19 protein-coding genes, 2 pseudogenes and 1 riboswitch are annotated in these 24,504 nt (G+C 63.1%); of the genes and pseudogenes, 8 read left to right on the forward strand and 13 right to left on the reverse strand.

The genetic code is table 11. From position 1 onward, the window contains the following. The first annotated feature begins 85 nt into the window (after nucleotides 1-85). The gene (locus tag EJ077_RS13965; protein WP_208702646.1) at nucleotides 86-1,261 is read left to right on the forward strand and encodes a GGDEF domain-containing protein; all 1,176 of its coding nucleotides are present in this window, start codon (nucleotides 86-88) and stop codon (nucleotides 1,259-1,261) included. Here EJ077_RS13965 and gcvP read toward each other — a convergent pair whose 3' ends face one another. The 3 genes from gcvP to gcvT all read right to left on the reverse strand — a co-directional run bounded on the left by gcvP (nucleotide 1,262) and on the right by gcvT (nucleotide 5,561). Further along, nucleotides 1,262-4,006 carry an aminomethyl-transferring glycine dehydrogenase gene (gcvP, locus tag EJ077_RS13970; protein ID WP_245458744.1) on the reverse strand — a complete coding sequence of 915 codons (2,745 nt, stop codon included), beginning with the start codon at nucleotides 4,004-4,006 and terminating at the stop codon, nucleotides 1,262-1,264. Between the two features lie 83 nt (nucleotides 4,007-4,089). Then, nucleotides 4,090-4,458: a glycine cleavage system protein GcvH gene (gene gcvH / locus EJ077_RS13975; protein ID WP_208702647.1), complete on the reverse strand. Its 369-nt coding sequence runs from the start codon at nucleotides 4,456-4,458 to the stop codon at nucleotides 4,090-4,092. 5 nt (nucleotides 4,459-4,463) lie between these two features. Further along, complete coding sequence (gene gcvT, locus EJ077_RS13980) at nucleotides 4,464-5,561, reverse strand: glycine cleavage system aminomethyltransferase GcvT (protein WP_208702648.1); 1,098 nt, start codon at nucleotides 5,559-5,561, stop codon at nucleotides 4,464-4,466. Between the two features lie 149 nt (nucleotides 5,562-5,710). Beyond that, a riboswitch (glycine riboswitch) is annotated at nucleotides 5,711-5,797 on the reverse strand. A gap of 252 nt (nucleotides 5,798-6,049) precedes the next feature. Here gcvT and EJ077_RS13985 point away from each other — a divergent pair. After that, the gene (locus tag EJ077_RS13985; protein ID WP_208702649.1) at nucleotides 6,050-7,051 is read left to right on the forward strand and encodes a hypothetical protein; all 1,002 of its coding nucleotides are present in this window, start codon (nucleotides 6,050-6,052) and stop codon (nucleotides 7,049-7,051) included. On the opposite strand, the gene EJ077_RS13990 is transcribed toward EJ077_RS13985, so the two are convergent. The 8 genes and pseudogenes from EJ077_RS13990 to EJ077_RS14025 all read right to left on the reverse strand — a co-directional run bounded on the left by EJ077_RS13990 (nucleotide 7,048) and on the right by EJ077_RS14025 (nucleotide 12,470). Next, nucleotides 7,048-7,485, reverse strand: a complete 438-nt coding sequence (locus tag EJ077_RS13990; protein WP_208702996.1) for a GNAT family N-acetyltransferase — start codon at nucleotides 7,483-7,485, stop codon at nucleotides 7,048-7,050. The genes EJ077_RS13985 and EJ077_RS13990 overlap by 4 nt on opposite strands. Then, nucleotides 7,485-8,276, reverse strand: a complete 792-nt coding sequence (locus EJ077_RS13995) for a molybdopterin-binding protein (RefSeq protein WP_208702650.1) — start codon at nucleotides 8,274-8,276, stop codon at nucleotides 7,485-7,487. The genes EJ077_RS13990 and EJ077_RS13995 overlap by 1 nt, the downstream gene beginning before the upstream one ends. Nucleotide 8,277: 1 nt before the next feature. Beyond that, nucleotides 8,278-9,159 carry a cytochrome b/b6 domain-containing protein gene (locus EJ077_RS14000; RefSeq protein WP_208702651.1) on the reverse strand — a complete coding sequence of 294 codons (882 nt, stop codon included), beginning with the start codon at nucleotides 9,157-9,159 and terminating at the stop codon, nucleotides 8,278-8,280. Nucleotides 9,160-9,256: 97 nt separating this feature from the next. Beyond that, nucleotides 9,257-9,935 (reverse strand): annotated as a pseudogene (locus EJ077_RS14005) (DUF1345 domain-containing protein). A gap of 30 nt (nucleotides 9,936-9,965) precedes the next feature. Then, complete coding sequence (locus EJ077_RS14010) at nucleotides 9,966-10,433, reverse strand: YaiI/YqxD family protein (RefSeq protein WP_208702652.1); 468 nt, start codon at nucleotides 10,431-10,433, stop codon at nucleotides 9,966-9,968. Between the two features lie 65 nt (nucleotides 10,434-10,498). Continuing rightward, entirely contained in the window at nucleotides 10,499-11,068 is a 570-nt protein-coding gene (gene gfa / locus EJ077_RS14015) for an S-(hydroxymethyl)glutathione synthase (protein WP_208702653.1), read from the reverse strand. Nucleotides 11,069-11,095: 27 nt separating this feature from the next. After that, nucleotides 11,096-11,347 carry a hypothetical protein gene (locus EJ077_RS14020; protein ID WP_135919493.1) on the reverse strand — a complete coding sequence of 84 codons (252 nt, stop codon included), beginning with the start codon at nucleotides 11,345-11,347 and terminating at the stop codon, nucleotides 11,096-11,098. Beyond that, nucleotides 11,344-12,470, reverse strand: a pseudogene (locus EJ077_RS14025) (S-(hydroxymethyl)glutathione dehydrogenase/class III alcohol dehydrogenase). The gene EJ077_RS14020 and the pseudogene EJ077_RS14025 overlap by 4 nt, the downstream one beginning before the upstream one ends. A gap of 244 nt (nucleotides 12,471-12,714) precedes the next feature. Here EJ077_RS14025 and EJ077_RS14030 point away from each other — a divergent pair. From EJ077_RS14030 to EJ077_RS14040, 3 genes are all read left to right on the forward strand, one after another. Beyond that, nucleotides 12,715-14,727 (forward strand): acetyl-CoA carboxylase biotin carboxylase subunit, encoded by a 2,013-nt coding sequence (locus EJ077_RS14030; RefSeq protein ID WP_208702654.1) that lies wholly within the window; start codon nucleotides 12,715-12,717, stop codon nucleotides 14,725-14,727. A 107-nt stretch (nucleotides 14,728-14,834) separates the two neighbouring features. Further along, nucleotides 14,835-18,362: a DNA polymerase III subunit alpha gene (gene dnaE / locus EJ077_RS14035; protein ID WP_208702655.1), complete on the forward strand. Its 3,528-nt coding sequence runs from the start codon at nucleotides 14,835-14,837 to the stop codon at nucleotides 18,360-18,362. Nucleotides 18,363-18,426: 64 nt separating this feature from the next. Further along, on the forward strand, nucleotides 18,427-19,230 hold the full coding sequence (locus tag EJ077_RS14040) for a potassium channel family protein (protein WP_208702656.1): 804 nt from the start codon (nucleotides 18,427-18,429) through the stop codon (nucleotides 19,228-19,230). A gap of 14 nt (nucleotides 19,231-19,244) precedes the next feature. Here the strand turns inward: EJ077_RS14040 and EJ077_RS14045 are convergent, their stop codons facing one another. Continuing rightward, nucleotides 19,245-20,087 carry a DMT family transporter gene (locus tag EJ077_RS14045; protein ID WP_208702997.1) on the reverse strand — a complete coding sequence of 281 codons (843 nt, stop codon included), beginning with the start codon at nucleotides 20,085-20,087 and terminating at the stop codon, nucleotides 19,245-19,247. Nucleotides 20,088-20,308: 221 nt separating this feature from the next. Between EJ077_RS14045 and EJ077_RS14050 the strand changes: the two genes are divergently transcribed. Further along, nucleotides 20,309-20,815 (forward strand): hypothetical protein, encoded by a 507-nt coding sequence (locus EJ077_RS14050; RefSeq protein WP_208702657.1) that lies wholly within the window; start codon nucleotides 20,309-20,311, stop codon nucleotides 20,813-20,815. A gap of 6 nt (nucleotides 20,816-20,821) precedes the next feature. Here the strand turns inward: EJ077_RS14050 and EJ077_RS14055 are convergent, their stop codons facing one another. After that, nucleotides 20,822-22,150, reverse strand: a complete 1,329-nt coding sequence (locus EJ077_RS14055; RefSeq protein WP_208702658.1) for a DNA polymerase IV — start codon at nucleotides 22,148-22,150, stop codon at nucleotides 20,822-20,824. 65 nt (nucleotides 22,151-22,215) lie between these two features. On the opposite strand from EJ077_RS14055, the gene EJ077_RS14060 reads away from it, so the two are divergent. Together EJ077_RS14060 and EJ077_RS14065 are read left to right on the forward strand one after the other, a co-directional pair. Further along, on the forward strand, nucleotides 22,216-22,803 hold the full coding sequence (locus EJ077_RS14060) for a GNAT family N-acetyltransferase (protein WP_208702659.1): 588 nt from the start codon (nucleotides 22,216-22,218) through the stop codon (nucleotides 22,801-22,803). Between the two features lie 83 nt (nucleotides 22,804-22,886). Further along, nucleotides 22,887-24,485, forward strand: coding sequence for a hypothetical protein (locus EJ077_RS14065; protein ID WP_208702660.1), 1,599 nt, complete (start codon nucleotides 22,887-22,889; stop codon nucleotides 24,483-24,485). Nucleotides 24,486-24,504: the final 19 nt, after the last annotated feature.

Genomic DNA, 24,504 nt, shown 5'->3' on the forward strand with positions numbered 1-24,504 from the left:
TCGAGAGATCGCCTGAAAACCATGTCCGAGGGCTGCCGCTGACCTAGAATGCGGCGCAACCGCCGACGAGAGGCCCCCGCCCGATATGCTGGATTTCAGTTCGCTCCTGCTCGCAGCCGCGCTGTCGGGCACCTGTCTCAGTGTAACCATGTTCGCGATCTGGGCCACCGCGCCGCGGGCCGGTTTCGTGCTGACGGTGGCATGCGGCATTCTCGTGCTCGTCGCGCATGTGATCCTGTTTTGGCGCTACACCAGGGAGCCCGATCCGCTGCTTTGCCAGATCGCGCTGGCGCTGCTCAGCCTGGGTTTTCTGATCATCTGCATTTCGGCCATGCAATATCTCGGTGTGCCGGACCACAGGCGGGTGATTGCTCCGACACTGGCCGCCATGGCCGTCTGTGCGGCCGTGACCTTCATCGGCCTTGACGGTATCGGTTTCGTGATCACCTACGCGACGGTCACCGTGCTGCTCTCGACGATCGGGGCCATGTTCTGGATCAATGGCAGCCATGATCGCCGCATCCTGCTGGTGGTTTCGTTCCTGAGCGGCACCTGTGCGCTGTCGTTTGCCCTTTGCGGCGTGGTTCTGATGGCCAAAGGGCAATGGACACTCGGTGTCGCGCCCGATAATTGGGCTGAACGCCTCAACTCGGTCGTGGCGGTGGCCTGTATGACCGGCCTCGGAGCGTTGACGCTTTCGCTCCACCATTTGCAGGCGCAGATCGAGCTGAAGGCCGAGACCATGACCGATCCGCTGACCGGGCTGATGAACCGTCGCGGTCTGACGTCGCTTTATGGCGAGCGCACCTTCGGCCCGTTCATGGCGATCGTCATGTTTGATCTCGATCACTTCAAACGGACGAACGACATCTATGGACACCCGGTCGGGGATCAGGTCCTGTGCCGTTTCGCCGCCGTCATCAGGAAATATGCCAGGACCGGGGTCGACGCTTTTCGCCTGGGCGGCGAGGAGTTCGCGATCGTCATGTCGCGCATTACGGGAGAACGCGCCCATGATCTTGCCAGCAAGATCGGTGTCGCTTTCGGCACGGAAGTCGTGCCAACGCCGCTCGGCCCCTTGCGCAGCACGGTCAGCGGCGGGATCGGGTTCGGCGAGGCCGACGGCAGCACCCTCGACGAGGTGCTGGCCAGGGCCGACACCACGCTCTATGCCGCCAAGCGCGCGGGGCGAAATTGCGTCATCAGCCGCAAAAGAACGGGCAAGGCCGACCCGGTCAAGCCGGCCTTGCGCTCCGCGTAGCTATTCGGCCGCGCCCAGATAGTCAGACAGCGGCGGGCAGGAGCAGACCAGGTTGCGGTCTCCCGCGACATTGTCGATGCGCGATACCGGCGGCCAGTACTTTGCCGCTGTGTCGGCGTCGCCGGCGGGATAGGCCGCCTCCAGCCGCGAGTAAGGGTGGGTCCATTGACCGGCCAGCGCCTCGGCTGACGTATGCGGTGCGTTGACCAGCGGATTGTCGGCCAAGGGCCATTCGCCTTTGGCCACTTTCGCCGCTTCGCCGGCTATGGCGATCATGGCCTCGCAGAAACGGTCGAGTTCGCGCTTGGGCTCGGACTCGGTCGGCTCGACCATCAGCGTGCCGGCGACCGGGAACGACATGGTCGGCGCGTGGAAACCATAGTCGATCAGGCGCTTGGCGATGTCCTCGACGCTGATGCCGGCGCTCTCCTTGAGCACGCGGGTATCGAGGATGCATTCATGGGCGACACGATCGCTCCTGCCCTTGTAAAGCAGCGGGAAGTGCGGGGCGAGCCGCGTCGCCACGTAGTTGGCCGAAACGATCGCCGTCTCGGTCGCCTGCTTGAGGCCGGAAGCGCCCATCATGCGGATGTACATCCATGTGATCGGCAGGATGGAAGCGCTGCCGAAGGGGGCGGCGGCCACGGCGTGCGCCGAGCCTTCGCTGACATGGCCGGGCAGATAGGGCTTCAGATGCGCCCTGACGCCGATCGGACCGACGCCCGGTCCGCCACCGCCATGCGGGATGCAGAAGGTCTTGTGCAGGTTCATGTGGCAGACGTCGGCGCCGATGTCGCCGGGACGGGCAAGTCCGACCAGCGCGTTGAGATTGGCGCCGTCGAAATAGACCTGGCCGCCATGCTCATGGATGAGCGCGCAGAGGTGGCGCGCGCCTTCCTCGTAGACGCCATGCGTGGAGGGGTAGGTGAACATCAGCGCCGCGAGATTCCTGGAATGCTCATTGGCCTTGGCGCGCATATCGTCCATGTCGATGTTGCCGTCTTCCAGGCAGCGCACGACGACGACGCTCATGCCGGCCATCGCGGCACTCGCCGGGTTGGTGCCATGGGCGGAAGAGGGGATCAGGCAGACGGTGCGATGACCCTCACCGCGCGAGCGGTGATAGGCGCGGATGGCCAGCAGCCCGGCATATTCGCCCTGGCTGCCGGCATTGGGCTGCAAGGTCACGGCGTCGAAGCCGGTGATCTCCGCCAGCCAGCCTTCCAGCTCGCCGATCATGGCGCGGTAGCCGGCCGAATGCGCTGCCGGCGCGAAGGGATGCAGGTTAGCGATTTCCGGCCAGCTCACCGGCATCATCTCCGCCGCGGCGTTGAGCTTCATGGTGCAGGAGCCCAGCGGGATCATGGCGCGGTCGAGCGCCAGGTCCTTGTCGGCCAGCCGGCGCAGGAAGCGCATCATCTCGGTTTCGGACTTGTTTTCGTGGAAGACCGGCTGGGTCAAAAACTCCTTGCCGCGCGGCTTGCCGGGCACCGTGCCGTCGGCGGAAGAAGCAGCCTTGGCGTCGAACAGGGCTGCGATCGCCTCGAGATCGGCATCGGTCGAGGTTTCGTCGAAACTGATGCCGATATGGTCGGCGTCGAGCACGCGCAGCAGCCGGCCGGTCTTTTCGGCGGCGGCGGCGATCTGGGCGGCCTTGCCCTTCACCTCGACTGTCACCGTGTCGAAACGGCTGGAGCCGAGCACCGATATACCCGCAGCCTCGAGGCCGCTTGCCAAGCGGTTGGCCAGCGCGTGGATGCGCCCGGCGATCGCCTGCAAGCCGACCGGACCATGCCAGATGGCGTAGGCGGTCGCCATATTGGCAAGCAGCGCCTGCGCGGTGCAGATGTTGGAGGTCGCCTTGTCGCGGCGGATATGCTGTTCGCGCGTCTGCAAGGCGAGGCGGTAGCCCGGCCGGCCCTTGCTGTCGGTCGACTGGCCGACCAGGCGGCCGGGCATCAGCCGCGTCAGCTTGTCGGAGACGGCGCAATAGGCGGCGTGCGGGCCGCCAAAACCCATCGGCACGCCAAAGCGCTGCATCGGGCCGACCGCAATGTCGGCGCCGAGCTTTGCCGGCGCGTCGGTCAGCGTCAGGCCAAGCGGATCGGCGATGAAAACGACCAGCGCGCCGGCAGCGCGAGCCTTGGAGATCGCGGCCATATGGTCGCCATAGACGCCAAAGGTGTCAGGCCAGGAGACGAGCAGGGCTGCGGTGTTGTCGTCGATCTCCTCGCCGTCGATCTCGATGCCGAGCGGCTCGGCGCGGGTGCGCACCACGTCCAGTGTCTGCGGGTGCGGCGTGCCGGCGAGCGCCACCTTGGTGCGCTTGTCGCGGTGGTGGCGTAGCGCAATGCCGACCGCTTCGGCGACCGCCGTTGCCTCGTCGAGCAGTGAGGCCGATGCCACCGGCAGGCCGGTCAGTTCCGTGACCAGCGTCTGGAAGTTGAACAGCATTTCGAGCCGGCCCTGGCTGATCTCGGCCTGGTAAGGCGTGTAGGCTGTGTACCAGGCCGGATTCTCGAACAGATTGCGCTGGATGACCGGCGGCACGTGGACGCCGTGGTAACCGGCGCCGATGAAGCTCTTCAGCACTTTGTTCTTCGCCATGGTCGCGGACAATTCGGCAAGCGCTTCGGCTTCGCTGGCTGGCGCTGGCAGGGCCAGCGGCTGGTCGAGGCGGATCGATCTCGGCACGGCCTGACTGATCAGCGTCTCCACCGAGGGAACACCGATGACGGCGAGCATGGCTCGAACGTCGGCAAGGCCGGGTCCGATGTGGCGGGCCGAGAAGGGGTAGGGGCAGCGGTCATGTCAACAAGTTCCTGATATCAGGCGATATGGGCTTTGTAGGCGGCCTCATCCATGAGGCTGGCGAGCTGGCTTTCGTCGGCGAGCTTCATCTTCCATAGCCAGCCGGCGCCGGTCGCCGCCGAATTGACCAGTGATGGGTCGGACGACAGCGTGCCGTTGGCCTCGGTGATTTCACCGTCGACCGGCGCGTAGACGTCGGAAGCCGCCTTGACGGATTCGACCACGACGGCTGTATCGCCCTTGGCGAGCTTCTTTCCCGTTTCCGGCAGCTCCACGAAGACGAGGTCGCCGAGCTGCTCCTGCGCATAGTCGGTGATGCCGACGGTGGCGATGCCGCCTTCGACCCGGAGCCATTCGTGGTCTGATGTGAAATAGGTCGTTGCCATGGAATTCATCCTTTGCGGTAGCGATGAGGGGTGAAGGGCAGGGAACTGATTTCGACTGGGATCTTCGTGCCGCGCACATCGGCGAAAACACGCGTTCCAGTCTTTGCCAACGATGTGGTGACATAGCCCATGGCCACCGGATGGCCGGCCGACGGGCCGAAGCCGCCCGAGGTGACATGGCCGACCGGGTTGCCGTCGGCGTCGAACAGCGCCGCGCCCGCGCGCACCGGCTGGCGGCCTTCGGGCTTTAACCCAACGCGCTTTTGCGCCGGGCCCCGCTCCACGGCGGCGCGCAAGGCGTCGGCACCGATAAAGGCGCCGGAAGCCCTGGTATCCTTGGGGATTGCCCACATCAGCGCCGCCGCGGCCGGGTCGGTCTCCGGCGTGATGTCCTGGCCGTGCAGGCAGAGGCCGGCTTCAAGTCGAAGGCTGTCGCGCGCGGCAAGGCCGATCCAGAGCACGCGCTCGTCCTCGAGCAGTTTGGCGACGAGTTCTCTTGCATCGGCCTCCGGCAGGCCGATCTCGAAACCGTCCTCGCCGGTGTAGCCGGACCGGCTCATGAACCAGTTTTTTCGCGGTTCGATGCCATGCATGAACAGCAGCGAACCCGTCTCGAGGCCGGCGCGGGAAAGTGCCGCCCAGGCCTCCGGTCCCTGGATGGCGAGGAAGACACGGTCGAGCGGCTCGACCTTGGCGTCGAAATCGGTTGCCAAGGCGCGCAAATGCTTTTCGTCGGCGACGGCGTTGCCGGCATTGGCAACCACCATGAAGCTTGTATCGCCGAGCCTGGTCACGATGAGGTCGTCCAGAATGCCACCTGCTTCATTGAGGAAGAAGGTCAGCTTGGATTGCGAGATTTCGAGCGTGCCGGCGTTTAGCGGGCAAGCGCGGCTCAACAGCGCAGCCGCTTCCGGCCCGCCGACCTCGAACAGTTTCATATGCGAGATGTCGAACAGCCCCACATGTTCGCGGGTGTGAAGATGCTCCTTCATGACGCCGGCCGGATAGGTCAACGGCATCGACCAGCCGGCAAAGCCGCCGAAGCGCGCACCGGCGGCTGTATGGATGTCTTCGAGGGGAAGGTGTTTGTCGTCGCCCGTCATGTCGTCTCCAGAGTCGCACGCAATCGGCCGCTGATGGCGACCAGTCCGTGCCCCTCTGTCTGAAGCCTGAGAGACTCGCGCAGCCGGAACTCTGTCAGCGGCGCTTACACCTTCGGCGCGGGGGCAAGCCCCGACTTTCCAGAGTGTCTTTCCCGTCTACGGTTCTTTTGCCTGAGAGATTTCGGGCGATTTCCCCTTCGGCGGCAGCTCTCGCTGCTCTCTCCCGCAAACAGGTAGGACTCAAACTCTGAGCCCTCGACGCGCCATCCATAGCCCGTCGGCGACACCTTGTCACCTCCCAGCGACATCTAAGCGCGTCTCGCGCTTTAGATCTTTGTTGATGCATGTCGTTCTCCCAAAACCGCTGCACACTTTTGGGCGACATGCATTGGCCGACAAGTCTTCGCTAACCACGCCATTTGGCGGTTTTTCAAGACACTCCTGATATAGCAGGCCGATGTGAGGCCTTGGGCGGACGGGGACGACAGATGGGCGAATTGATCATGAGCGCTCCGGTGGCGGGGCTGACGTCGAAGAACCGGATTGCTGCAGAGGATGTCGTGATGCTGCGCCGCGATGTGTTCGCCGACGGCGTGGTGACCCGGGGCGAAGCCGAGGCCTTGTTCGCGCTCGACCAGACGGCGCGAGACAAATGCGCGGAATGGGCACCGTTCTTCGTCGAGGCGGTCACCGACTACATCGTCCACCAGGAAAAGCCCTCGGGCTATATTTCGCAGGAAAATGCCGATTGGCTGGTCCGCACGATTTCGCGCGACGGCATGGTCGACAGCCGGACCGAACTCGAATTGCTGGTCCATGTGCTGGAAGCGGCGAAATCCTCGCCGAGCCGGCTTTGCGTCTACGCGCTGGAGCAAGTCGCCCACGCGGTCGTCGACGGCAAGGGACCGCTGATGCTGGGTGGTGCGCTGGTGCCAGGACTGATCGCCAAAGCGGAAGTCGAGCTTCTGCGCCGCATCCTCCACGCCCATGGCGGCGATGGCAACATCGCCATCACCCGGGCCGAGGCCGAGGTGCTGTTCAGGATCAACGAGCGGACAGCCCAGGCCAACAACGATCCGTCCTGGAATGACTTGTTCGTCAAGGCTATCGCCAATTTCGTCATGTGCTCGGCCGGTTACGAAGCGCCCACCCGCGAGGTGGCGCTGCGCAGGGAAAGCTTCCTCGATCACGCGGGTACGGAAATCGGCGGTTTCTTCAGCCGCATGGTCTCCGGTGGCCTCGCCGGCATCATCGAGGCCTATCGGTCGCCGGATGACATAGAGACCGAGTGGGAGGCAAAGAACAGGGCGACCGAGGCGCTGGCCCGCCGCGCCGAAACCATCGATGCCGGTGAAGCCGGCTGGCTGGTCGGACATATCGGGGTGAACCGGCCTCTGTACGAGAATGAGCGTGCACTGCTGACCTTGATCAAGCATGCCTCGCCGGAAATCCATCCGGCGCTGAAGCCGTTGCTCGAGAAGGTTGCCTAAGCCGCGCCGGCCGCCGCGACCGTTTTACAAAGGATGATATTGGAATGGCCTTCGGGCCATCCCGCCAGTTCGGCCATGCGCTCGAAGCCGGCCTTTTCATATATGCCTGGTGCCTGGAAGTCGTGGCTGGAGACCCAGATATTCTTGACGCCGCGATCGGCGGCCTCGGCGACAAAAGCATCGAGCAATTGCCTTGCGTAGCCGCGGCCTCGGTGAGCCTCGTCAATCCACATCAATGTGAGCTCGCACGTGCCTGCCCAGGAATAGCCGGCGGCTACTCCGATCGCGTGTCCCGCATCATCGCGGATGACAAAGGCCAGTTCCCGGTCGTCGTCGCGGTCCGTCGTACGCCGGTTGTCGCGATGGAGACGCTCCTCGAGCGAACTCAACTCGATGGGCGACAGATCGTGCTCGGCCTCTATGCGCGCGGCCATCAAATCCCGCCATACCAGTCGTAGCCATTGTCTTCCCAATAGCCGCCGCGGCCGCCGCCAATATTGGCAAAGCCGTCGACCAGTTCGATCTTGTAGAGATATTTCGGCATCTTGTAGCCAAGCTGACGTTCGACACGCACGCGCAGCGGCGCGCCGTTCTCGACCGGCAGCGGCTTGCCGTTCAGGCCATAGGCAAGGATAGTCTGCGGATGACGGGCATCGATCAGGTCGATCGTGCCGTAATATTTGATGTCGCCCGACAGGCTGCGGTCGATCGTGTCGAGGCAGTGGAACATGACATAGCGCGCCTGCGGCTTGACCATTGCCTGGTCGAGCAGCAGGGACAGCGGCGTGCCCGTCCATTTGGCGATGCAGCTCCAGCCCTCGACGCAGTCATGGCGGGTGATCTGGGTGCGGCTCGGCATGTTCATGAGCTGCTCGCGGGTGAGCGACAGCGGCTTTTCGACAAGGCCTGACACCTCCAGGCGCCAATCGGCGAAGTTGTTGGCGAGCAGGGCCTTGTATGCGTCGTCATCCGGCGCGGTTACGCCGTTCGGCCGCATTGGCTGGCGGATATCGGCTTCGGTGAATTCCGGCGCCAGCGAATTGCCGCCGCCGAGCAACCGTTGTGCCCTGTGAGTGAGGCCATTGGCGTTTTCGAGGAAACTGCGCAGGCCGCTGCCGATGCTGAGCTGGCTGTCGAAGGCGTCGCAACCCGACAGCATGATGCCGGAAGCGCCGAGGCTGGCGGTGGTGAGGAATTTCCGGCGGCTGATCTCGAATTTCGCCATGTCAGGCGCTCCTCTCGGATGTGTTGTCGTCATGCGCGGGAGGATCGGTGCGGTACCAGCCGGTGATGATCGAACGCAGCTCATTGATCGGGCCGGCGGCCAGAATCATCAGGACGTGAATGATGAAGAAGGCAACCAGCAGAACCATGACGGTGAAATGAATAGTGCGTGCCGTCTGCCGCCCGCCGAGCAGATCGTTGAGGAAGGGAAGCACCGAATCCATGCTCGGCGACATGGCCAGGCCAGTGATGATCATCAGCGGCAAGAGCACGAACAGCACGCCGCCATAGGCCATTTTTTGCAATGTGTTGTATTCGCGCGTGTGGTGGAATTTGAGCCTGGCGTGATTGGCGATGTCCTGTGGCAGGCGTTTGAGGTCATCCAGGCGCGGCGCCAGATCGCGGCGGATGTGGCCGTTGATCAGGCTGGCGACCAGCCAGACCAGCAAAGTCGTGGTCAGGATCCAGGCAAAGAAGAAATGGATCACGCGGGCGGTGCCGAGGTCATAGTAGGAGGGGATCGTCGCCCAGGAAGGGAAACCACGCGCCGTCTCGTTACCGGCAGAGCCCGACCAACCGAGGACGCCTGTCGTGTCGAAGCGGTGCCCGAAGATTTCGGTGTAACCGCGCGGGCCGGCATTGGTGTTTTCGGCGCCTATGGCGAAAATGGTGTTGCTGTAGCCGAAGCCGGATTGCTTGCCGATGTAGAGCTGCGGCCGGGCATTGAAAATCTGCAGGCCGGATAGCAGCATGAAAAACAATGAGATGGCCCAGAGCCAGTGTGTCAGCCGCGTCCATCGCGACTGCCGGTAGATCAATGTTTTCTCTTTTGAAGCGGGGACACCCGGTCCAATTTCGGATTGGCTTCTGGCAACCGATTCCATCTTGTCTGGTCTCCCGGCCTTGCGGCTTGGCCTACGTGTTCATTGTCCTCCTGATACGTCGCGATCCAAACCGATGTTTCATCCGATCACGGATTTATTACGGACCGCCCAGGCTGACGGCGAGATTGACGGCCGCGGCGACGATGACGGTGTTGAAGAAGAACGACAGGACCGAGTGGACAAGCACGACACAAACGCATGTGCGTCGTAGAAATGTTTGTGTCGGCGGTCTGTGCCGTCATGCCAATGACGGTCGAGAAATAGAGGAAATCCCAGCCCTCGGGGCGTTTGTCGCCCGGAAACAGCAGACCGCCGACCGGGATTTTCTTCTTGGTCTCGGCGTCGACCGCATCGCCGTCCATCCAGTAGACATGGGCATAATGGAGCGCCGCCATGGCATGGAGGGTGAACCAGCCGAGCGGGATCGACAGCAGCGCGAAGCCGAGTTGTATCGGGTGACCTCCGTCCTTCCGATTGATCAGCAGGAACAAGGAGACAACGGCAAAGGCGACGACAACGAGCGTCACCGCGAAGATGACCAGCACCGGCTGATCGGTGGCGCGTGCATTCTTGCTGAGAAACTTGCCGGTGAGTTTGGGCATCTGGCTAACGACAAGGATGACGTAAGCGGCGAAAAATGCGTTGGCGCCGATCGAATAGGCGAGCGGGGCGTGGAGCAGCAACGCCACAAGCAGCGCAAACGCACCGAGACACGCCGATACCGCAAACAGCATGTGGCGCTGCATGGGTTTCTCGATCGGGGTTTCGGCGGCCATGGCGGTCTCCACCTGGATGGCGCTTTGTTGCTAGTCCGGTGTGGCGGATTTCAGGGCGCGCCGCAAGATACGGTCGAGTTCACCGAGGAAGCGCGAGCGGTCCTGCGGCGCGAAGGAGGCATTGTAGCCCTTGCTTTCGCCGGTCTCGCGCAGATGCTGCTTGAGGTCCCGCATCGCTACCGCCATGCCGATCGTTTCCGGTGTGAAGGGCCGCCCGGTCGGTCCAAGCACATGCGCGCCGAGCGCCACCGTGCGGGCGGCAAGCGGAATGTCCGCGGTTACCACGATGTCGTTAGGCTTGGCGTTCTCGACGATCCAGTCGTCGGCGGCGTCGGCGCCCTTGGACACCACGAGATTGCGGATCATCGGGTCCCGGGAGGGACGCAGCCCTCCATTGGAAACGTAGGTGACGATGACGCCATGGCGTTCGGCGACCTTTTCGACCTCGGCCTTGACCGGGCAGGCGTCGGCGTCGACGTAGATGGCGGGTGCGGGCATCGTCTCTCCAGAAACAAGCAGGGGCCGGAAACGCATCCGGCCCCATACCTGAAATGTCACAGTTGTCAGGCGGGCAGCGCGCCGGACTTCTTGGCCGTCCAGGTGGCGATGTAATCCATCAGGCCCGGATTGAGGCAGTCATAAGGCTCCAGCCCGATTGTCTTCAGCCGGGCCCGGATGCCGTCCATACGCTCGGGATCAACTCCGGATTCGATGATCGACGAGACGAAGGCGGTGAAGCCCGGAGGCGACCAGCCGTCCTCCTCGAAGCGCTCGGGATGGATGAAGGACAGGCCCTTGAACGGATGGTCGCGCTCGACCGGCCCATGCATGTGGACGCCGCAGCCGGTGCAGGCATGGCGCTGGATCAGCGCAGAGGGGTCGACCACTTTGAGCTTGTCACCATTCTCGGTGACCGTGACGTCGCCCGTGCCGGCCACCGCAACCACGGAGAATATCGCGCCGTCGGGCTTCCAGCATTTGGTGCAGCCGCAGGCGTGGTTGTGGGCGATCTGTCCCTTGACCTTTACCTTGACCGGCTTGCTGGTGCAGGCGCAGACCAGCGTGCCGCCGGCAAAGCTCGCGCTTTCCCTTGGCAGGCCATTGTCGATTTTCGGATGCAGTTTCTCAGGCATTTCATTCCTCCCTGTTTGTCATCTCGACTATGTCTCGATGACGACCTCATTTTCCATGAAGTGCACCTTCAGCAGGCGATGTACTTCGGTGAGACTCCTCCTTAGAAAATGTCCATGCACGAGGTAAGCGACCTGATCATGCGCCCGATCGATCTCCTCCAGATTGATCGTGACGCGCTTTTCTTCCCGAAAGCTGCGCCAAAGATCCTCACCAAAGTTCCGTATTCGATGGATCGTCGACTTCTCAGGGTCGACGAAGCGAATTCGAACCTCCTTCAATAAACCACCACGCTCCTGATCGACTTGCCCTCATGCATGAGGTCGAAACCCCTGTTGATGTCCTCGAGCTTCAGCGTGTGGGTGATCATCGGATCGATCTGGATCTTGCCGTCCATGTACCAGTCGACGATTTTTGGCACGTCGGTGCGGCCGCGCGCGCCGCCGAAGGCGGTGCCCATCCAGGAGCGTCCGGTGACCAGCTGGAACGGCCTTGTCGAAATCTCCTGGCCAGCGCCGGCGACACCGATGACGACGGACTTGCCCCAGCCGCGATGCGAAGCCTCCAGCGCCTGGCGCATCACCTTGGTGTTGCCGGTGCAGTCGAAGGTGTAGTCGGCGCCTCCGATCTGGTCGGCGCCGCGCTTGGTCATGTTGACGAGGTGGGGGACGATGTCGCCCTCGATCTCCTTCGGATTGACGAAATGCGTCATGCCGAAGCGCTCCCCCATGCCTTCTTGTCGTTGTTCAAATCGACGCCGATGATCATGTCGGCGCCGGCAAGCTTCAGGCCCTGGATGACATTGAGGCCAATACCGCCGAGGCCGAAGACGACGGCGGTGGCCCCTTGCTCGACCTTGGCGGTGTTGATGACCGCACCGATGCCTGTGGTCACGCCACAGCCGATGTAGCAGATCTTGTCGAAAGGAGCGTCGGGGTTGACCTTGGCGACCGCGATCTCGGGCAGCACGGTGAAGTTGGAGAAGGTCGAGCAGCCCATATAGTGAAAAATCTTGTCCTTGCCGATCGAGAAGCGCGACGAGCCGTCGGGCATCAGGCCTTGCCCCTGGGTGGCGCGGATGGCGGTGCACAAATTGGTCTTTCGCGACAGGCAGGACGGGCACTGCCGGCATTCCGGCGTGTAGAGCGGGATGACATGGTCGCCCTTCTTGACGGAGGTGACGCCCTTGCCGACATCGACCACCACGCCGGCGCCCTCATGGCCGAGAATGGCCGGGAAAATGCCTTCGGGATCGGCGCCCGACAGCGTGAATTCGTCGGTGTGGCAGATGCCGGTCGCCATGATTTCGACCAGCACCTCGCCGTCGCGCGGGCCCTCGAGGTCGACCTCCATGATCTCCAGCGGCTTTCCGGCGGCGACAGCGACTGCGGCGCGGGTTTTCATCGGGCAATTCCTCCAAGGCGATTTTTGTGTCCAAGTTTTCAGGTTTTGGGCTGCTCATCAACTGCCAGATGAGACGAAATGTCGGCTTTGTTTGACGCAGATAGCACACCATTCGACAACCGGCTCGGCAGGGACCGCAATGGTGCATCGCAGACGCGGTTTTCATGTCGTCCACCGCGGTACTTGAGACATGGCGACATAGTCCATAGAACTGAACCGATCGCCGGAGGGGAATTCTGCCCGCATGTTCACCAAGATCCTGATCGCCAACCGTGGCGAGATCGCCTGCCGCGTCATCAAGACGGCGCGCAAGATGGGCATTGCCACGGTCGCCGTCTATTCCGATGCAGATCGCGATGCCGTGCATGTCGAGATGGCCGACGAGGCGGTGCATATCGGACCGTCGCCGGCCGCGCAGAGCTATCTCTTGCCGGAAAAAATCATCGCCGCCTGCAAGGCAACCGGCGCTCAGGCGGTGCATCCCGGCTACGGCTTCCTGTCGGAAAGGGCCGCCTTCTGCGAAGCGCTGGAAGCGGAAGGCATCATTTTCATCGGCCCCAAGCCCAAGGCCATCAAGGCGATGGGCGACAAGATCGAGTCGAAGAAATTCGCCAACGCCGCCAAGGTTTCCACCGTGCCCGGCTGGCTCGGTGTTATCGAGAATGCCGACCATGCCGAAAAGATAGCCGGCGAGATCGGCTATCCCGTGATGATCAAGGCCTCGGCCGGCGGCGGCGGCAAGGGCATGCGCATCGCCTGGGACCAGTCTGAAGTGCGCGACGGGTTCGACCGGGCGCGCTCCGAGGCCAAGAGCTCGTTCGGCGACGACCGGGTGTTCATCGAGAAATTCGTCGTCGATCCGCGCCATATCGAGATCCAGGTGCTGGCCGACGCGCATGGCAACGCGCTCTATCTCGGTGAACGCGAATGCTCGATCCAGCGCCGCAACCAGAAGGTCGCCGAGGAGGCGCCATCGCCCTTCCTCGATGCCAAGACTAGGAAGGCCATGGGCGAACAGTCGGTGGCGTTGGCAAGGGCGGTCGACTACCAGAGCGCCGGCACAGTCGAGTTCATCGTCGACAAGGACAAGAACTTCTATTTCCTTGAAATGAATACACGATTGCAGGTTGAGCATCCGGTGACGGAACTGGTCACCGGCATTGATCTGGTCGAGCAGATGATCCGCGTCGCCGCCGGCGAAAAGCTGGCCTTGAAGCAGGACGACATCAAGCTGAACGGCTGGGCGGTGGAAAGCCGGCTCTACGCCGAGGATCCCTATCGTAATTTCCTGCCTTCGATCGGCAGGCTGACACGCTACCGGCCGCCGGAGGAGGGGCAATTCGGCGACATCGTCATCCGCAACGACACCGGCGTCACCGAAGGCTCGGAGATTTCGATGTTCTACGATCCGATGCTCGCCAAGCTCTGCACCTGGGCGCCGACGCGGCTCGAGGCAATAGACGCCATGTCGGAAGCGCTCGACAGCTTTGTGGTCGACGGCATCGAGCACAACATCCCGTTCCTGGCGGCGCTCATGCAGCATCCGCGCTGGCGGGAAGGGGCGATATCGACTGGGTTCATTTCAGAGGAATATCCCGACGGTTTTGCCCCCGTCGTGCCGAACAGCAATGAAAAGGCCGTGCTGGCGTCGATTGCCACCGCGGTGGAACTGCTGCGCCGCGACCGTCTCGACCGGCTGAGTGGCCGGCTGGCGCCGCATTCGGGAGCGCTCAAGCGCGATTGGGTGGTCAAGATCGGCGAAGACTATCTGCCGGTTTCGATCCTCGAAGGCATGATTTCCATCCCGATGGAAATCGACCTGTCCATCGATGGCGGCAAGGCGCTGACCGTTTCGTCCGATTGGCGGCCGAGCGACCTCATCTGGCGCGGTACGGTCGGCAAGCACAGGGTCGCCTCCCAGATCCGGCCTGTCGCCAATGGCCTGCGCATCGCCTGGAAAGGCATGTCGGTGACCGCTCACGCCATGCTGCCGCGCATCGCCGAGCTTGAACGGCTGATGCCGGAAAAGGTGGCGCCGGACACGTCGAAACTGCTGCTTTGCCCGATGCCCGGGCTTGTCGTATCGATTGCCGTTGCCGAGGGCCAGGAGGTCAAGGCCGGCGAGACCTTGGCCGTGGTCGAGGCCATGAAGATGGAAAACGTGCTGCGCGCCGAGCGCGATCTTGTCGTCTCGAAACTCAACGCCAAGCCGGGCGACAGCCTGGCTGTCGACGCGGTAATCATGGAATTCGCCTGAGCGGGCTGGAAGCCTGTGGTCAGTAGTCGTTTGTGCTGGACTGGTATCGCCCGGTCCCGGACAATACATTCTCATCGACTCAAAGACCTTCGGCAGCGCGAAAAACCATGGCGGATGACAGACTTCCACGCGACCCCCTGAAGCGCGAAGCCGCGATCGCGGCGGCGCGGCCTGAGATGCCGGCGCGGCCGTTCGTTCATCTGCGCGTGCACTCGGCCTATTCGCTGTTGGAAGGCGCGCTGCAACTCGGCAAGATCGTCGGCCATGCCGTCAAGGACGAAGCGCCGGCCATCGCCGTCACCGACACCAACAATCTGTTCGGCGCGCTGGAGTTCGCGCAGAAGGCGGTGAAGGACGGCATCCAGCCGATCATCGGCTGCCAGATCGCGCTCGCCTTCTCCGGCGAAAACAGCGATGGCCAGCGTGATCGCCGTCGGCAAGGTCCCGATATGCGGCCGGTCGCGCTGATCGCGGCCACCGAAGCCGGCTATTCCAATCTCGTCCGGCTGGTCAGCCGCGTATACCTCGAAACACCGCCCGGTGAAGCCGTGCACCTGACCACCGAAATGATGGACGGCCAATGTGACGGCCTGATTTGCCTCAGTGGCGGGCCGCGCGGGCCGATCGGCATAGCCCTGAAGGAAGATCGCCGGGATCTCGCCGAGGCGCGCCTGCTCACGCTCAAGACGATGTTCGGCGACCGCCTCTATGTCGAGCTGGACCGGGTTTCGGGTTATGATCGTATGATCGAGAAATCCTCGATCGATCTCGCCTATTCCCATGAATTGCCGCTGGTCGCCACCAACGAGGCCTTCTTCTCGTCGCGCGACGAGTATGAGGCGCACGATGCGTTGATCGCCATCGCCGAAGGTTCGGTCGTCGCCGTCGACACCCGCCGCCGGCTGTCGCCGGACAATTTCCTGCGCAGCCAGGCCGACATGGCGAAATTGTTCGCCGACCTGCCGGAAGCGATCGACAACACGGTCGAGATCGCGTTGCGCTGCTCCTATTATCCGAAAACCCGTAGCCCGATCCTGCCGCGTTTCACGGGCGGCGATGCCTCCGACAAGGATGCCGCCGAAAAAGCCGAGGCCGAGGAACTGGCCCGCCAGGCGCGCGAAGGGCTCGATGCCCGGCTTGCGCTGCACGGACCGACACCGGGCTACACGGTCGAGCAATATCGTGAGCGGCTCGAATTCGAGCTTGGCATCATCGAGAAGATGAAATTCCCCGGCTATTTCCTGATCGTCGCCGACTTCATCAAATGGGCCAAGGCGCAAGGCATTCCGGTCGGACCGGGGCGCGGTTCGGGTGCGGGATCTCTGGTCGCCTATTCGACCACTATCACCGACATCGATCCGCTGCGCTTCTCACTGCTGTTCGAACGCTTCCTCAATCCGGACCGCGTGTCGATGCCCGATTTCGACATCGACTTCTGCCAGGATCGCCGCGAGGAGGTGATCCGCTACGTCCAGCAGAAATACGGCCGCGACCAGGTCGGCCAGATCATCACCTTCGGTACGCTGCAGGCCCGCGCCGTGCTGCGCGACGTCGGTCGTGTGCTGCAGATGCCCTATGGCCAGGTCGACAAGCTCTCAAAAATGGTGCCGCAGAACCCGGCCAATCCGGTCAAGCTTGCCGATGCCATCGCCAACGAGCCACGCTTTGCCGAGGAGGCCGAGAAGGAGCCGATCGTCCAGACGCTGCTCGACATGGCGCAGAAGCTGGAAGGCCTCTACCGCCATGCCTCGACGCACGCCGCCGGCATCGTCATCGGCGACCGACCATTGTCGGAACTGGTGCCGATGTACCGCGATCCCCGCTCGGACATGCCTGTCACCCAGTTCAACATGAAATATGTCGAGCAGGCCGGGCTGGTGAAGTTCGACTTCCTCGGCCTGAAGACGCTGACGGTGCTGGAGACGGCGGTGAAGCTGATCCGTCGGCGCGGCATCGACATCGATCTCGCGACCATCCCACTCGACGATCCCGAGACCTACGCGATGCTGTCGCGCGGCGAGGTGGTTGGCGTGTTCCAGGTGGAAAGCGCCGGCATGCGCAAGGCGCTGATCGGCATGCGGCCCGACTGTATCGAGGACATCATCGCATTGGTCGCGCTCTACCGGCCGGGCCCGATGGAAAACATCCCGACCTACAACGCCAGAAAGCATGGCGAGGAGGAGATGGCCTCGATCCATCCCAAGATCGACCATCTGGTCAAAGAGACGCAAGGCGTCATCGTCTACCAGGAACAGGTGATGCAGATCGCGCAGGAGCTGTCCGGCTATTCGCTCGGCGAAGCCGACCTTCTGCGCCGCGCCATGGGCAAGAAGATCCGCGCCGAGATGGACAAGCAGCGCGAGCGCTTTGTCTCGGGCGCGGTCGAGCGCGGCGTCGCCAAGCCGCAAGCCGACTTCATTTTCGACCTGCTGGCCAAGTTCGCCGACTATGGTTTCAACAAGTCGCACGCGGCCGCCTACGCCGTCGTCTCGTACCAGACCGCCTATCTCAAGGCGCATTATCCGGTCGAGTTCCTGGCGGCGTCGATGACGCTCGACATGGGCAACACCGACAAGCTGGCCGACTTCCGCCAGGATGCGCTGCGCCTCGGCATCGAGGTCCTGGCGCCGTCGGTGATGACCAGCTTCCGTGCCTTCGAGGTCGGCGAGAACCGCATCTATTACTCGATGGCTGCCCTCAAGGGTGTCGGCGACGCCGCGGTAGAGCACATCGTCGCTGTTCGCGGCGAAAAGCCGTTCAAGAGCCTGGCCGATTTCTGCGAGAGAGTCGACCCGAAGATCGTCGGCAAGCGGGTTTTCGAAAGCCTGATCATGGCCGGCGCGCTCGACTGCTTCGGCCACGATCGGGCCCAGATGTTGGCTGGCGTCGAGCGGATGATGGGGCTGGCGTCACTTGCCCAGCAGAACGCTGTTTCCGGCCAGGCCGATATTTTCGGCGCCTCGCTCGGCGCCCAGTCGCAGGCGCTCAACCTGCCGGCGACCGATCCGTGGCTCGCCGCCGACCGCCTGCACCGCGAATTCCAGGTCGTCGGCTTCTATCTCTCGGCGCATCCGCTCGACGAGTACAAGGCGGCGCTGCAGAAGATGCGGGTGCAGAACTGGGCGGAGTTCTCCGCTGCCGTCAAGCGCGGCGCTTCCGCCGGCCGGCTTGCCGGCACCGTTACGAGCAAGCAGGAGCGCAAGACGCGCACCGGCAACAAGATGGGCGTGGTGGCCTTTTCCGACACCTCCGGCCAGTACGAGGCCGTGTTGTTTTCAGAAGGATTGGCCCAGTACCGCGACCTCCTCGAAGCCGGCCGCTCCGTCGTCATCACCGTCGCGGCGGAGGATAGGCCCGAGGGTGTCAACCTGCGCATCAACTCCGTGCAATCGCTGGAAGACGAGGCAAGCCGAATCCAGAAGGCGCTGCGCATTTTCGTCCGGAACGATGGGCCGGCCTCGATCATCCAATCCCAGCTCACACAGCGCGGTGAAAGCCAGGTGAGCATCATTGTGATCAAGGAAGAGGCGCAGGGCGAGGTCGAGATTGCCTTGCATGGCGGCTATCGCGTCTCGCCGCAGATCGCCTCGGCGATGCGCGCCGTGCCGGGCGTGGTCGAAGTGGAACTGGTGTGATTCGCGCGCTTGCCAGCCGGCAATCCCAAGGAAGGCATCCGCTGCTCACGCTGTCGCGATCGGCATGAAAGGCGCCGACAGCAAGGCACCGCAGGGTCTCTCCCCGACGGCACAGATGCGCGACACGCTGCGCAGGCTCTATCATGGACGCTCGCCGGCCGCGTTCCGGTTCCAGCTGGTCGCTGTCATCATCGACGTCGCCATCCTCGCCTTCTTCATCGCCACGCCGGTCATCCAGCAATCGGCCTCGTTTCTGTGGCTGGACTATGCCGTGGCGGCCCTCGTCGCCGCCGATCTGGGCGCCAGGCTGCTGGCCTCAAACGACATGCTGCGCCTGATGAAGCAGCCGACCTTCTGGGTGGATGCCTTCATCCTTCTGACGTTGCTGATGCCGACGGCGCTCGCAAATCTCGGCTTTCTGCGCATTCTGCGGCTGTGGTCGCTATCGCGCAGCGGTTCGATCTGGCGGCATTTCGAGATGCGCGGCTTGAGACCCTGGCGCGAGGCAAGCCACGCGGTCATCAATCTTTTGACCTTTCTCTTTGTCATCACGGGCTTCGTCTACACGTTCTTCTTCCGCAACGGAGCCGGGCTGGAAAACTACATCGACGCGCTTTACTTCACCGTCGCGACCGTGACGACGACCGGCTTCGGCGACATCGTGCTGCCGGGCATCGCCGGCAAGCTGACGGCGATCGTCACCATGATCATCGGCATATCGCTGTTCGTCAGGCTGGCGCAGGCGATTTTCCGGCCCGCGAAAGTGTTCTTTCCCTGTCCGCAATGCGGACTGCAGCGGCATGAGCCGGACGCCGTGCACTGCAAGGCCTGCGGACACGTTCTCAACATACCGAACGAGGGCGACTGACCGGCGGCGGCGGTTTACGAAGCGGCCACTTCCGCCGGCCTTGCCGGTTTCCGCTGAAGATTGAGCAGGTTGCCCATAAGGATGAGCAGTGCGCCGCCGGCGGTGAAAGCGTCGATCTGCTCGCTGTAAAGCAGCCAGCCGATCAGCGCCGACAACGGCACGCGCAGGAAATCCATCGGCGAAATGACGGTGGCGTCGGCATAGCCAAGCGCGCGGGCCATGCAGAAGTGCGACGACATGCCGGCGAAGGCAATCAGCACGATCCACGGCCACAGTTCCAGCGGCGGGTTGCGCCACTCGTAAAGGGCTGGAACGAGGCCGACCACCGACTGGATGATCAGCATCCAGAAGATGATGCGTACGACGCTGTCCGTCCGCGTCAGCGACTTGACCATGACCACCGAGATGCCGAAGCAGACCGCGGCGCCGAGCACAACGAGATGGCCCGGATCGACCGAGCCCACACCGGGCCGAACGATGACCACCACGCCGATCAGGCCCAGCACGATCGCGGCAAGCTTTGGCCGGGACAGCCTTTCACCGAGAAAAGTCACCGCCAGGATAGCCGTCCAGATCGGCGTGGTGAATTCGATCGAAATCAGCACGGCCAGCGGGATCAAGGTCAAGGCGTAGAGCCATGCCGCCTGCCCGGTATAGTGGATGACGTTTCGGGCGACATGGGCGAGGGGGCGCTGCGTGCGCATCGCCGCAAAACCGCCGCCCGCAAACACCAGCGGCAAGAGGATAAAGAAGCCGATCACCGAGCGCAGTTCCAGCACCTGGAAAACGTTGAGTTCGGCCGTGGTGGCGCGGCCGGCGACGGACATCGCCAGGAACGACGCGATCGACAGCGCCATCCAGAACGCGGCCTTGGGGATCGAAGGGTGGGTGCCATGTCCGCTATGTCGCAAGCCGGGGTTTTTGCCGCAACCACTAGCTGCCCCATTTGACTGGGCCAGAGACTTTGCACCTGTTGCAAAACAGTCTTGGCGGAACCTGACATGGCAAGGTGCGTTGAGTCGCGGTATCCGCCTGAGCATCGCCGATTGCCCTTCCACCCGACACAAGGAGACCTTCGATGACATCACTCACGCGGTTTGCGCTTGCTGGATGCCTGCTCGTCGCGGCGACTGCCGCGCATGCCGACGACAGCAAATTTCTCCAGTCCTTCCAGGGCAATTTCGCCGGCAAGGGAACCGTTCAGGTGACGACGCAGGCGCCGACGGTCAGCGTTTCCTGCACATTCAAATCGGGTGCGACATCATCTTCGCTGTCGCTCGATGGCAACTGCCGCGGCCTGATCCTGGTGACACGCGCCATCAGCGCCCGTCTGAAGGCCAGCGGCGCCAAATACAGCGGCGTCTATGTGGGATCGCGCACCGGACCGGCGCAGCTGAACGGAAGCCGTTCCGGCAATGCCATAAACCTCGCCATCCGCTGGGCCAAGGAGGTCAATGGCGACCGCACCGCGCAGCTTACCGTACAGAAAAACGGGGCGGACGGCATTGTCTTGACCGTGGTCGACCGTGATCCCAAGACCGGCAAGAGCGTCGTGACCAGTCGCATCGATCTTCGACGCAGCTGATCGGGTTCAATCCTCAAGCGGCTCCGGCGGATGGGCGTCGCGGCCCTTGCCGAAGGTGTAGCCGGTTTGCACCGCCTTGCGCCCGAACTTGTCGCGCAACGCATCGATGGCGCCTTCGGCCATGGCGCGCTTGCGCGACTGGACATCGACCAGATCCGGTGGGTCGGCCTTGTCGTCGTCCGAAAGGTCGCTGACGCCGATGCCGAGCAATCGAAATTTCGTCCCGTCCGTTTCCTTGCGAAGAAGTTCCACGCCGGTCGAAAAGATGCGGTCCGCGAGCCGGGTCGGGTCGCCAAGCTGACGGTTGCGCGTGCGCAGCTTGAAATCCTGGGTCTTCAGCTTCAGCACTACGGTGCGACCCGCAATGCCTGACTTCTTCAGCCGCGCCGAGACTTTCTCCGAAAGGCCCCTCAGCACCGAGACCAGCTCGTCCAGCGAGGCGATGTCGGTGTCGAAAGTGGTTTCGGCCGATACGCTCTTGGCATCCTGGTCGGGGTCGACGCGGCGGACATCCTCACCGCGCGAAAGCCGGTAGAGCCGTTCGCCCATCACCCCGTAACGGCGCATCAGGTCGCCACGCTCCATCTTCTGGAGCTGACCGATGGTGCGGATGCCATCCTGTTCCAACGTGGCGTTGAACGCCTTGCCGACGCCCCAGATCATGGTCACCGGCTGCGTTGCCAGGAAACCTACCGCCTCTGCCTCGCCAATGACCGAAAAGCCGCGCGGCTTGCGGAAGTCGGACGCTATCTTGGCGAGGAACTTGCAATAGGACAGGCCGGCCGACACGGTGATGCCGATCTCCTTCTCGACGGCTAGCGCGAAGCGCGCCAGCACCACCGCCGGCGGCAGGCCGTGCAGCCGCTCGGTGCCGGCGAGATCGAGGAACGCCTCATCGATCGACAGCGGCTCGACCAGGGGCGTCAACGCCTGCATCATGGCGCGTACCTCGCGGCCGACACGCACATATTTTTCCATGTTGGGTGCGATCACGACCGCCTCGGGGCAGGCCTCGAGCGCCTTGAACATCGGCATGGCGGAACGCACGCCGCGAATGCGCGCTATATAGCAGGCGGTGGAGACGACCCCGCGCTTGCCGCCGCCGATGATCAGCGGCTTGTCCTTGAGCGCAGGATTGTCGCGCTTTTCGATCGCCGCGTAGAAGGCATCGCAATCGATATGGGCGAGGTGCAGCCGGTAAAGTTCGGGGTGGCGGGCAAGGCGAGGGCTGCCGCAGCGTTCGCAGCGGCGCGTTTCACCGCGCTGAAACGTCAGGCAGTCACGACAAAAACCGTGATCCGGATTGTTGACAGGAGCCGCCATCGCTGCGAACATAAAGAGAACAAATGCAATGGTACGACAGCGCAGGGCCAGCGACAAGCCTGGCCTGGGGAGAACGCATGAGCACGACCATAGTGCCGCTGGCGCCAGAGCTCTGGCCCGAATTCGAGGACCTTTTCGGCAAACAGGGCGCCTGCTACGGCTGCTGGTGCACGCATTTCCGGCTGGCGCCGGCGGCGCGGCGCGAGAGCAGCCGCGAACGCAACAAGGATCACATCAAGGCGCGCATCGAGGCCGGCCCGCCGCCCGGGCTGCTGGCCTTCGAGGACGGCAAGGCGGTCGGCTGGATGCAGATCGGGCCACGCGCGGACGTGCCCGAATGGAACAACAAGGGCAGGGGGTCGGCGCCGATCGATCCCGCCGACGCCTCCGATCCGGCCGTTTGGGCGATCTCCTGCTTTTTCATCCGCGCCAAGGCGCGCGGCAGGGGCATCACGCACCGCCTGGTCGAAGGCGGCATCGATTTCGCCCGCAGGAACGGGGCACGGCTTGTCGAGGCCTGCCCGATAGACCTGTCCCGCGATTCGCGCTCGATCGGCCTGTTCGTCGGCTCATCGGGGGTGTTCGAGAAGGCCGGGTTCGAGAGGCTCGTGGAGCGGAAGGCCGGTCGGCCGTTGATGCGGCTGATGTTGGAGCCGATTGCCTGACTGTCATCGTCTTGCAGTCGTGATGGTATTTCCCTACCAGAGATACGAAACGATTTTTGCCTTCGACCGAACGGAGAATTCCCGTGAACCGCATTTTGCCAATTGCCTTTACCGCACTTCTGCTCAGCGCGCCTGCTTTCGGCCAGACCGTCGACAGCCAGGGCGCCAAGCAATTGTCTGATGACCTGTCGCGCTATGTCGGCAAACAGGCGCTCGACAAGGGTATCCTGAAGGTTTCGGCCGAAGGCGACGCCTACAAGATCGTGTTTGATTTCAAGGCGCTTGCCGCGACCTTCCCCGACCAGAAGATGGTGAAATTCGACTTTGCGCCCTACGCCCTGCTGGTCAAGCCGCGCAGCGACGGGTCCTGGGATGTCTCGATGGACTTTACGCAGAGCGCCTCGTTCGAGTTCAATGGGCCCGAGGGAAAGCAGAGCACGCGGTTTTCGATCAAGGACGGCAAGGGCAGCGGCGTCTACGACCCCAAGCTGGCGGCGCTCACCAGCGCCACCAGTTCGATTGCCGGGATGACGATGTCGTCGCAGGACGCCAAGCAGCAGATGGATGCGAGCGCCGGTGCCGGCACCGCGACCCTGTCCGCCACTAAGGCTGCCAATGGCGGCGTCGATTTCACGACGTCGCAAAAGATTTCGAACTTCGTCGAAGCGATTAAATTCAATGATCTCGAGAGCGGGCTGAATTTTCCGGTTACCGTGAAGTCGCCGGAATTGTCGGTGGAGGCCAGCGGCAAGGGCGTGCAGACCAAGCCGCTGCTCGATCTCCTGGCGTTTGCCGTGGCCAATGAGGACGAGAAGACGCTGAAGGCAAACCAGGCGCAGCTCAAGTCGCTTCTGCTCGCCGCGCTTCCGGTGTGGGAGCGTATCGACGGAACCTATGGCTTCAAGGATTTCGCGGTCGACAGCCCGATCGGTACGTTCGGGGCGACCCAGCTCGGCGTAGCGTTCGGCTCCGACGGCGTCGCCCAGAATGGCAAGATCAGCTATGGTATCAAAGCTTCGGGGCTCACCGTGCCGCAGCAGCTCTTGCCAAGCTGGAGCGTGGCACTGCTGCCCACGGATATCGACCTGAACTTCGGCGGCGCCAGCATCGATCTAGACAGCATGGCGAAGAAGGCGATTGAAGCCTTTGATCTCAATCAGGATTCGCCGCTGCCGGCCGAGTTTGGCGACCAGCTCAAGGCCGACTTCCTAGCCAAGACGCCGAAGGTCGTCATCGGCCACAGCACCGTGAAGAACAAGGATATGGAGATCGCGCTCGAAGGCGAGATGACGACCTTCGGCCAGAAACCCGACGCAAATCTCACTGTCGACGTCGCCGGTTTCGATAAGATCATGGAGCACCTGCAGGAAGCAGCGAAGGCGGAGCCGGAGGTCGGGCAGTACGTGCCTGTCGCTCTCATGGCGAAGGGTTTTGCCAAGACGCTGCCGGATGGCAAGCTGGAATGGGCTATCAACACCAAGGCAGACGGCTCGGTGACCGTCAACGGCGTCATGCTGAAGCCCGCCGATCCGGCGGTGGATGACAGTGTCGATGATGGTGGCGGCGCGGACGATGAGAGTAGCGATGACAATGGCGGTGGCGCTAATGGCGGTAGTGCTAACGAAGGCAGCAATAGCGACGGCACCGATAGTGGCGGGGCAGGGGCGAAGTTGAACCCTTGAGGGAGCAGCCCTCCAGCAA

This window comes from Mesorhizobium sp. M8A.F.Ca.ET.057.01.1.1, from assembly GCF_003952565.1.
Lineage (GTDB): Bacteria > Pseudomonadota > Alphaproteobacteria > Rhizobiales > Rhizobiaceae > Mesorhizobium.